Raw genomic sequence first — 501 nt, 5'->3', positions numbered from 1 at the left:
TGACCTGCCCCCCACCGGTCCCTCGATCATTATGAGAGCCCTGGGGGGTGATAGTTGATCTGTAGCGCCGGTGGTAGCGGCCGGGCGGCGTAGCCTTCGAGGTTGCGCAGCCGACCGGCCGCGGGGTTCAGCCGCACCGCTTCCGGTGTCAGCCCGCCATGCGCCGAGTGCGGCCTGACGTGGTTGTAGTCTAGCCGCCAGCGCTCGATCACAGCCCGGGCCTCGGCCAGGTTGGCGAAGATCTCCTCGTTCAGGCACTCGTCGCGCAGCTTGCCGTTGAAGCTCTCCACGAAGCCGTTCTGCTGCGGCTTGCCCGGCGCGATGTAATGCCAGTCGATGCCGGTGCGGTTGGTCCATTCCAGCATGGCTCGGCTGGTCATCTCGGTCCCGTTGTCGCTGACGATGGTGGCGGGCCGGCCGCGCCGGGCGATCAGGATGTCCAGCTCGCGAGCCATGCGATGGCCGCCGATCGAGGTGTCCACGACTAGCGCCAGGGCCTCC

The 501-nt window shown here is 67.9% G+C and carries 1 protein-coding gene; it reads right to left on the bottom strand.

What is annotated here, in order from left to right; translation table 11 throughout:
* Window positions 1–29 precede the first annotated feature (29 nt).
* Window positions 30–501, bottom strand: a 472-nt coding sequence (locus ACFQ27_RS20865) for an integrase core domain-containing protein (RefSeq protein ID WP_377354933.1), incomplete at its 5' end; no start/stop codon positions are given.

The sequence above is a fragment of the Phenylobacterium conjunctum genome, assembly GCF_042679085.1.
Lineage (GTDB): Bacteria > Pseudomonadota > Alphaproteobacteria > Caulobacterales > Caulobacteraceae > Phenylobacterium > Phenylobacterium conjunctum.
Note: the sequence above shows the minus strand (reverse complement) of the source record. Positions and strands in the feature narration are given on the sequence as shown.